The following is an 8,871-nucleotide window of genomic DNA, read 5'->3' as shown; positions in this document are numbered from 1 at the left end:
AGCCGCGGTCGAACTGCATGCCGTCCACGGTCTCGAGCGTCGTCTCGAGGCCCTTGGCCTCCGCGACGGTGATGACGCCTTCCTTGCCCACCTTGTCCATCGCGTCGGCGATCGTCTTGCCGATCTCCGGGTCCGCGTTGGCCGAGATCGAGCCCACCTGGGCGATCTCTTTCGAGGTGGTGCAGGGCTTGCTGATCTTCTTCAGCTCCTCGACGGCGGCGTGGACCGCCTTGTCGATGCCGCGCTTCAGGTCCATCGGGTTCATGCCGGCGGCGACGTACTTCATGCCCTCGGCGACGATCGACTGCGCCAGCACGGTCGCGGTGGTGGTGCCGTCACCGGCGACATCGGAAGTCTTGGAGGCGACTTCCTTCACCAGCTGCGCGCCCATGTTCTCGAACTTGTCCTTGAGCTCGATCTCCTTGGCGACGCTGACGCCGTCCTTGGTGATGCGCGGCGCGCCGAAGCTCTTATCGATGACGACGTTGCGGCCCTTCGGCCCCAGCGTGACCTTCACCGCGTCGGCGAGGATGTCCACGCCCTTGAGAATGCGCTCGCGCGCGTCGCGCGAGAATTTGACGTCCTTGGCTGCCATCTGGCTACCCTTTCAAACTGAGAGTTGACACAAGGTTGACACTATCGAGGGGTCGTCAGGCGATCAGCCGATGATCCCGAGAATGTCGCTTTCCTTCATGATCAGCAGGTCTTCGCCGTTGACCTTGACCTCGGTGCCCGACCACTTGCCGAACAGGATGCGGTCGCCCGCCTTGACGTCGAGCGGGGTCACCTTGCCATCCTCGGCCTTGGCGCCCGAGCCGGCGGCGACGACTTCGCCTTCCTGCGGCTTTTCCTGGGCGGTGTCGGGGATGATGATGCCGCCGGCGGTCTTGGCCTCGGCCTCGACGCGGCGAACGAGCACGCGGTCGTGCAGCGGACGAAAGTTCATGGAGCTCTCCTGAACAGTGGTTGAAGTTGTTGGCACTCCCCTGAAGTGAGTGCCAGCGGGCGGCATATGGATGCCGGACCCGGCGTCGTCAACCGCTGCGCGGCGAGTCCGGAAAAGAATCCGGCGGGTCGAGGAACCTTTCGCAGCGGCAGTAGAGAGCAAGTAAGATCGAAATACACCTTTCAGTAACCACGATTTATTCCAAGTCAAAGGAACCTGCTGCCGCGAATAGAATTTTCCGAGATTATCGATACGCCAAAGTATCGATAGGACAGGAGATGTGTCATGACTGGGAGAACGGCCATTTGGCCGGCGCTGGTGCTCGCCTCCACGGCGGCGCTGGCACTGGCGGCGTGCGAGAGTTCCGGAAACTATCGGGTCGGCTGGGTGGGCGACAATCCGCCGCCGTCCAGTTCGAGCAGTGGCGGGTCGAGCAGCTCGTCCGGCGGCTCAGGCAGCTCGTCCGGCGGGTCGAGCAGCTCGTCGGGAGGTAGCTCGTCCGGCGGTAGCTCGTCCGGCGGCAGCTCGGGCGGCGCGACCGGGCTGGTCGGCAATCTGCTCGTCACCGCGGGCAACACCGTGATCGGCGTCGCCGGCAAGCACGACCGGCTCGCGCAGGTGGTGAACGGCAAGCTTCCGGCGACGGGGATCGTCACCGGCACCGTCACGCGCGTGCTCGACGGGACCGGCCAGACGCTGGTCAACCTTGGCGAAGGCAGCGGGACCGGCGGGCTGATCCTGGACGGGGTCGGCGGCAAGCTCGGCGCGCTGGTCGCGATCGACCTGGGCAAGGGGCAGGTGATCGCCGCGCCGGAAGGGTCGAAGCCGCTGATCGGCCTCAACGTGCTGGCGCAGAACCCCAACACCGGATCGCTGGCGACGGTGAGCGCTGCGACGGGCGGCAAGCTGGTCGCGCTCGACGTGAACGGCACGACGACCGGCCTGCTCGGAACGACCAAGGGCGTGGTCACCTCCACCGTCGGCACCGTGGGCAATGTGCTGGGCACGAACGGCCAGAATGGCGGGCTGCTCGGCGGGCTGACGCCCAAGAAGAACAACTGAGTCACTCAAGCCCGCGACGGCCAGTGCCGCGCGGGCGCCCCCTTCCATGGCGAGGAAAGACGCATGATGCTGGCCGCGATGATGGCGCTGGCCGCTGCCGCGGACCCGCAGGACGGCACGCGCCTGATCGACCGTAACCGGATCGACCGGCCGCGGCTCCCGGCGCCGCAGCCTAAGGCCGCGCCCGAAATCCAGCCCGCGAAGATCACGGCCATAGGCACGGGCCGCCCAATCCGCGGCATCCGGTTCCGCGGGGCAGAGGCGCCGCGGCCGGTGGCGCGCGCGGCGGAGGCCTTTCTGGGCCGGCCGATGACCGGGGATACGCTCGCCGAGCTCGCCGGCACCTTGTCGCGCGCCTATGGCCGCAGCGACGTCGCGCTCTACACGATCGCCATCCCCGAGCAGGACTTTGCGGGGGACGTGGTCGACGTGCTGCTGACCGAGGGGCGGATCGCGCGGGTCGAGCTGCGGGCGCCGCAGGGCCGGCACCGGCTGCTCGCGGCGCGCGCGGGGCGGATGACCACCGAGGCCCCGCTGACCCGCCGCACGTTCGAGCGGCAGTTCACGCTGATCCGGTCGATCCCCGGCCTGACCGTGCAGCCCGAGTTCAGCGATCCGCAGAATGACGGCGCGCTCACGCTTGCGCTCACCCCCAGGCAGAAGCGGCGCAAGATCAGCGCGGGCTTCAGCAACCGCGGGGTCGATCTCACCGGCGACGGCCAGTTCGACCTCAACGCGGAATTCTACGGGCTGGCCGGGGACGGCGACCAGCTGACGCTGGGCCTGTCGGCGGCGAGCGACTTCAAGCGCTATCGCTATGCCGCGGCGGGATATCAGGCGCCGTTGACCGCGAGCGGGCTGACCTTCGCCGCGAACGCCGCGTGGCTCGAGACGCGGCCGCGCGGCTTTGCGGGGAAGGGAACCGCCAAGCTCGCCGGCGTCTCGCTCAGCTACCCGCTGGTGCGCAGCTTTCACCGCGCCGCGGACGTGAGCCTGGGCGTGGACGGGATCAACAGCGACAATGCCGTGCTGGGGAACTTGATCGCCACCGAGCGCACGCGCGCGGTGCGCTTCGCCGCGGGGATCAGCGACACGCGCGAGAAACGTTCCTGGGCGGTGAGCGCGGCAGCATCGCAGGGGATCGACATGCTCGGCGCACGGGTGATCGAGCCGTTCGCGGAGAAGGGCTTCCGCAAGGTGAGCGGCGCGGCGAGCGTCGCGCAGGCGCTGGGCAAGCGCGCCGCGGTGCGGATCAACCTGTCGGGCCAGTATAGTGGCGACCGGCTGCCCGCGGCGGAGCGCTTTCCTGTCGGCGGCGAGGCGCTGGGCCGCGCGTTCGACACCGCGTTCCTGACGGCCGACAAGGGCGCGGGCGCGCTGGGCGAGCTGGCGGTGCGGCCGGTGAAGAGCGGCGCGTTCGCCGCGAGCGAGCTCTATGCCTTTGCCGACCGGGCATGGATCGGCATCGCCGCGCGGGGGACGGATCCCCGCATCGACCTGTCGATGGCCTCGGCCGGGATCGGCGGACGGATCAAGTTCAAGGAAAAGGCCGAGATCGGGCTGGAGGCCGCCACCGCGATCGACGATCCCTATCCGGCGTTCGACGAAGACTGGCGGATTTCGGTGATGTGGCGGCTGTCGCTGTAGGTTGAGGCGGGACGCGCCCTTCGTCGCGCGAATGACAGGCCGCAACGCCCTCTGTATTGCCTCATTAACACAGGGCGGTTAGGGGTTGCCCCAAAGCCTTACCTGTGCGTCAAGGGGCGCGGGGCATCCGAGGAGCAGAAGACGTGAAACTGGTGCGCGGCGCATGGAAGCTGCTGGTCGGGATCAAGGACGCATTGGTCCTGCTGTTCATGCTGCTGTTCTTCATCGGCCTGTTCGCGGTGCTTTCGGCACGGCCCAATCCGGCGGCGGTCAAGGACGGCGCGCTGGTGCTCAACCTTGACGGCATGATCGTCGAGCAGCCTTCGGAGACCGATCCGTTCGCGGCGTTCGGCGGCGGCGAGACGATCAAGGAATACCGGATGCGCGACCTGGTCCGCGCGCTCGACGCCGCCAAGGGCGACGCGCGGGTCAAGGCGGTGGTGCTCGATCTCGACCGGTTCATGGGCGGCTATCCCGCCGCGGTGGCCGAGGTCGGGCAGGCGGTCGGCCGGGTGCGCGCGGCGGGCAAGCCGGTGCTGGCCTATGCCACCGCCTATACCGACAGCGGCTATCTGCTCGCCGCCAACGCCAGCGAGGTGTGGGTCAATCCGCTCGGCGGCACGCTGTTCAGCGGGCCGGGCGGGTCGCGCCTCTACTATAAGGGGCTGATCGACAAGCTCGGCGTCACCACGCATGTCTACAAGGTCGGCAAGTTCAAGTCGGCGGTCGAGCCGTACATCCTGACCGGCCAGTCGCCCGAGGCGAAGGCGGCGAACGAGGCGCTGTACGGCGCGATCTTCGGCCAGTGGCAGGAAGCGGTCGCCAAGGCGCGGCCCAAGGCGAAGCTGGCGCAGACCATCGCCCAGCCCGACGCGGTGGTGACGGCGGCGAGCGGCGACATCGCCAAGGCGAACCTCGACGCAGGGCTGGTCGACAAGCTGGGCGACCGGCTGGCGTTCGGCAAGCGCGTGGCGGAGATCGCGGGCGCCGATGCGGGCAAGCCCGCCGGCAGCTACAAGAGCATCAAGCTCGCCAACTGGCTCGAGGCCAATCCGGCATCGACCAGCGGCGACGCGATCGGCGTGATCACGGTCGCGGGCGAGATCGTCGACGGCAAGGCCGGGCCGGGCACCGCGGGCGGCGACACCGTCTCGGCGCTGCTGCTCAAGGGGCTGGCCGAGAAGAAGCTGAAGGCGCTGGTGGTGCGCGTGGACTCGCCGGGCGGATCGGCGCTGGCGTCCGAGCGCATCCGCCAGGCGATCTGGCAAGCCAAGAATCAGGGGCTGCCGGTGGTCGTCTCGATGGGCAGCATGGCGGCATCGGGCGGCTATTGGGTATCGACGCCGGGCGACGTGATCTTCGCCGAGCCGAACACGATCACCGGATCGATCGGCATCTTCGGCATCATCCCGAGCTTCGAGAACACGCTCGCCAAGATCGGCGTGACCAGCGACGGGGTGAAGACCACGCCGCTGACCGGCCAGCCGGACCTCTATGCCGGGATCAACGAGCCGACCGGGCGCATCCTGCAGGCGGGGATCGAGCAGGGCTATCGCCGCTTCATCGGTCTCGTCGCGCAGTCGCGCAAGCTGACCCCGAGCCGTGTGGACGAGATCGGCCAGGGCCGGGTCTGGGACGGCGGCACCGCGCGGCAGCTGGGGCTGGTCGACCGGTTCGGCAATTTGAGCGATGCGGTCGCCGAAGCGGCGAAGCGGGCGAAGCTCGATCCGGCCAAGGTGCATGCCGCGTATCTGGAGAAGGAGCCGGGCTGGTTCGAGCAGCTGTTCGCGAGCTTTGCCGCCGGCGGCGACGAGGAAGAGGAAGCCGCGCCCGAGAGCGGCGGCGACCTCTATGCCCGCATCGCGGCGGACCGGCGCGCGGTGTTCGGGCAGGCGCTCGGCGACGCGAAGCGGCTGGCGATGGGATCGTCGATGCAGGCCCGCTGCCTGGAGTGCGGGGCGTTCGGACCGGCCGCGAGCAACGCGCGCGCGGACGCCCGGCTGATCGACCTGGCCCTGCGGAGGATCGGCCTGTGATCCAGCTTCGCCCCGCCGAGCCGGCCGATGCCGCGGCGATCGCCGCCATCTATGCCCCCTATGTGCTGACCGGCACGGTGAGCTTCGAGTTCGATCCGCCCGACGCGCGGCAGATGCGCGCGCGGATGGAATCCTCCGGTGGCCTGTTCCCGTGGATCGTCGCGACCAATGGCGAGGGCAAGGGCGTGCTCGGCTATGCCTATGCCACGCGCTTCCGCGAGCGCGCGGCGTATCGCTATGTCGTCGAGACCTCGGTCTATGTCGCGGGCGCCGTGCAGGGGCAGGGGATCGGGCGGCTGCTGTACGAGGCGCTGATCGACACGCTGCGCGCCCAGGGCTTCACCCAGGCGATCGGCGTGATCTCGCTGCCCAACGACCATTCGATCCGCACGCACGAGCAGGTCGGCTTCCGCCGCGCCGGGCAGCTGCGCGAGATCGGGTTCAAGGAAGGCCGCTGGGTCGATATCGGCATCTGGCAGTGCGAGCTCAACGACGCGACGACGCCGCCGGTCGAGCCGCGGCCGTTCAGCGAGGTCGGCGTGGTGCGCGACTGACGGCGCGATTCGTCATATTATTGCCGCGTCCGGGAATGACTTGGCGGTAGCGGCGCGTTAGGCTCGGCGCCATGCATGCTCCCCTGACGCACCGGATACTGGTCGATCGCCCGCGCAAGCTGGTGATCGTCGAGGTCCATGCGATCCTGTCGCCGGAGGATTCGGGCTGGGTGGGCGAGGAGCTGCGCGCCGCGATCCGGACCTTTGGGGACGAGATCGGCCAGCATGTGACGCTGTACGATGCGACCGGGGTTCCGGCGGTGCCGACCGCGACGATCGACTTCCTCATGCACAGCTTCGATCATCTGGCGGTGCGCGCGCTATGGGCGCGCAAGGTTGCTTTCGTGGTGACCAACGCGACGGGACGCATGCAGGTCAAGCGGCTCCAGAAGGTGCGGCCTGATTTCGGCATCTTCGCCAGGCGCGATGCCGCGATCGAGTGGCTGATGGAGCCTTAGGACGGATCGACATTTGGGATCGAGCCACTTCTTAGTCCTCCCCCGGAGGGGGAGTTGAACGCCGATCCTTCCCAGGCGATTCGCGCCGCGAGGACCGGCAGAAGAATTGGTTCACGCTAAGACGCGAAGGCGCGAAGAGGTGATTCTGCGCGTCAGCGCCGTCCAGTCTTCAACCGCCACCGCTTGACGCACCCCTGGAAGGGAGATGAGCGCTTCGCGCCAACGCCAAACCTCTTCGCGCCTCCGCGCCTCCGCGTGAACTCTTTATCTTGAATGTCGATCCGCCCTAGCGCCTGCCCCGGTACGCGGGCAGCTTGATCTTCCAGGCGATCGCGGCGGCGCGCAGCGCGAAGCCGGCGATCGCGGCGATCACCGCGGCGACGAGCAGCGGGAGCCCGGAGAGCATCAGCAGCACATAGAGGCCCGAGGCAAGCGCCGCGGCGGTGACGTAGAGCTCGGGCCGCATCAGGATCGACGGCTCGCCCGCCAGCACGTCGCGGATGATGCCGCCGCAACAGGCGGTGAGCACGCCCATCAGCGCGGCGGGCACCGGCGGGATGCCGAAGCTCAGCGACTTGGCCGCGCCGAACACCGCATAGGCGGCGAGACCGAGCGCATCGAGCCAGTCGAGCGCGGCGCCATGCCACCATTTCTGCGGCGTCACCCAGATCAGCAGCGCGACGCCGAGGCATAGCGCGGCGACATAGGGGTGATGCACCCACCACACCGGTGCGCCGATCAGCAGATCACGGATCGTGCCGCCGCCGACGCCCGTGATCAGCGCGAAGAAGGCCGCGGTGACCAGGGTCTGCCCGCGCCCCGCCGCGGCCAGCGCGCCGGTCGCGGCGAACACGGCGATGCCGAACAGGTCGAGCATCGGCAACACGGTGCCGAGCTGGGCCAGGGCGGCGGGCGTGACGGGGGAAGACATCGTATCGCTCTAGCCGAGCGCGCCGGCTGGCAGAAGCCGGTTCGCTTACGGCACGATCCGGAAATTGTAGCTGTAGCTTGCCTGCGGCGCGCTGCGCACGCCGGCGATCGTTACGGTATAGCTCGTATTGGCGATGAGGCCGGTGACGCGCCACTGGATGTTGTTGGCGATGCCGTAGCCGTCATTGTCACGGGTGATGTTGGTGACGGGAAGGGTCCCCGAAGGCCCCTGCACGGTGACGGTTGCCGCCGAGAAGTCGACCGACCGGTCGGCGCCGTTATTGGTCGCGCTGGGCACCACCGAGAAGGAAAGATAGTCGGTCAGCGCGAAGTAGCGCGAGGGATAGTCGCCCTGCGGGAAGCCCACGAACGGCGGCACGATCGAGGGCGCGGGGCCGGCGCTCACGAAGCTGAACACGCGCATCGAGGCGGTGGTGGCGCGGCGGCCGTCGGGCAGCAGTGCCGAGACGCGGCCATAGGAGGTCTTGCGCAGGAACGGATGGAGGATCCAGCGGCGATGGCCGAGCGAGGCGGTGCCGCCCTCGCGCAGCCAGCCGGCGAGCAGGTCGTCCTCGCTGTCGAAGCCGAGGCCCGTGCCCCAGCCGCCGATCAGGTTGCTCGCTCCCGCGCCCGCTGCGCCGCCGCTGGTGTAGCAGCGCCAGCTGGTGGGCGGCGTATGGCTGAGCGCGACATTGGCGGCCATCATCAGCGATGATTCGGCCTGCTGAACGTCCTCGTCGCCCGAATAGACGACCGGGGCGAGGCCGTGGCGCGCGCGGATATCGTTCAGCCGGGCGAGGAACTCGTCCTTTACTGCGGACTTGAGCGTGCCCGCACGGCAGCCGGCGATGTCGGGCTGGACATCATAATAGCCCGCGACGCCCGCCCAGCTCGTCGGCAGGGGCGACGCGGAGGGACTGGGCGAAGGGGCAGGCGTCGCGGTGGACGTGGGCGTCGGTGTGGGCACGACCACCACGCCCCCGCCGCTGCTGCTACCCCCACCACCGCAACCCGCGGCGAACAGGGCGAGGGCGACGGCGGAGAAGGCGGGAAAGGGGCGCAGCATCCGCACAGAACGTCCCGGTTTCAGCCAAGGTCCCGGTTAGCGCACGGCTAACCTCGTTTTCGAGGCGTTTCCGCCACTTGGGGGCAGGGCGGGGCGTCACGGCAAGGCCGTGACGCCGGACGGCGCTTGGAGCGCCGCCGGCCGGGGTCGCGCCTAGTGCGCTCGCGATCAG

The 8,871-nt window shown here is 68.9% G+C and carries 9 protein-coding genes; 5 read left to right on the top strand and 4 right to left on the bottom strand.

What is annotated here, in order from left to right; genetic code table 11:
• Together VGD28_RS12450 and groES are read right to left on the bottom strand one after the other, a co-directional pair.
• A partial coding sequence (locus VGD28_RS12450) for a TCP-1/cpn60 chaperonin family protein (RefSeq protein ID WP_331028665.1) occupies positions 1-595 on the bottom strand: 595 nt, incomplete at its 3' end.
• Positions 596-658: 63 nt separating this feature from the next.
• Positions 659-946, bottom strand: coding sequence for a co-chaperone GroES (gene groES / locus VGD28_RS12445; protein ID WP_265117258.1), 288 nt, complete (start codon positions 944-946; stop codon positions 659-661).
• 285 nt (positions 947-1,231) lie between these two features.
• Between groES and VGD28_RS12440 the strand changes: the two genes are divergently transcribed.
• The 5 genes from VGD28_RS12440 to VGD28_RS12420 all read left to right on the top strand — a co-directional run bounded on the left by VGD28_RS12440 (position 1,232) and on the right by VGD28_RS12420 (position 6,703).
• Complete coding sequence (locus tag VGD28_RS12440; protein ID WP_331028664.1) at positions 1,232-2,008, top strand: hypothetical protein; 777 nt, start codon at positions 1,232-1,234, stop codon at positions 2,006-2,008.
• Positions 2,009-2,071: 63 nt separating this feature from the next.
• Positions 2,072-3,655 carry a ShlB/FhaC/HecB family hemolysin secretion/activation protein gene (locus tag VGD28_RS12435; RefSeq protein ID WP_331028663.1) on the top strand — a complete coding sequence of 528 codons (1,584 nt, stop codon included), beginning with the start codon at positions 2,072-2,074 and terminating at the stop codon, positions 3,653-3,655.
• Between the two features lie 143 nt (positions 3,656-3,798).
• Positions 3,799-5,691: a signal peptide peptidase SppA gene (sppA, locus tag VGD28_RS12430; protein ID WP_331028662.1), complete on the top strand. Its 1,893-nt coding sequence runs from the start codon at positions 3,799-3,801 to the stop codon at positions 5,689-5,691.
• A complete protein-coding gene (locus VGD28_RS12425; protein WP_331028661.1) occupies positions 5,688-6,245 on the top strand; it encodes an N-acetyltransferase family protein in 558 nt (185 codons plus the stop codon). Before sppA ends, VGD28_RS12425 begins: the two co-directional genes overlap by 4 nt.
• A gap of 71 nt (positions 6,246-6,316) precedes the next feature.
• Positions 6,317-6,703 carry a hypothetical protein gene (locus VGD28_RS12420; RefSeq protein WP_331028660.1) on the top strand — a complete coding sequence of 129 codons (387 nt, stop codon included), beginning with the start codon at positions 6,317-6,319 and terminating at the stop codon, positions 6,701-6,703.
• 286 nt (positions 6,704-6,989) lie between these two features.
• On the opposite strand, the gene VGD28_RS12415 is transcribed toward VGD28_RS12420, so the two are convergent.
• Complete coding sequence (locus VGD28_RS12415) at positions 6,990-7,634, bottom strand: trimeric intracellular cation channel family protein (RefSeq protein ID WP_331028659.1); 645 nt, start codon at positions 7,632-7,634, stop codon at positions 6,990-6,992.
• A 45-nt stretch (positions 7,635-7,679) separates the two neighbouring features.
• On the bottom strand, positions 7,680-8,699 hold the full coding sequence (locus tag VGD28_RS12410; protein WP_331028658.1) for a CAP domain-containing protein: 1,020 nt from the start codon (positions 8,697-8,699) through the stop codon (positions 7,680-7,682).
• Positions 8,700-8,871 lie beyond the last annotated feature (172 nt).

The organism is Sphingomonas sp. (genome assembly GCF_036402235.1).
GTDB lineage: Bacteria > Pseudomonadota > Alphaproteobacteria > Sphingomonadales > Sphingomonadaceae > Sphingomonas.
The sequence above is the reverse complement of the archived record's forward strand: the minus strand, read 5'-3'. Positions and strand labels throughout refer to the sequence as shown.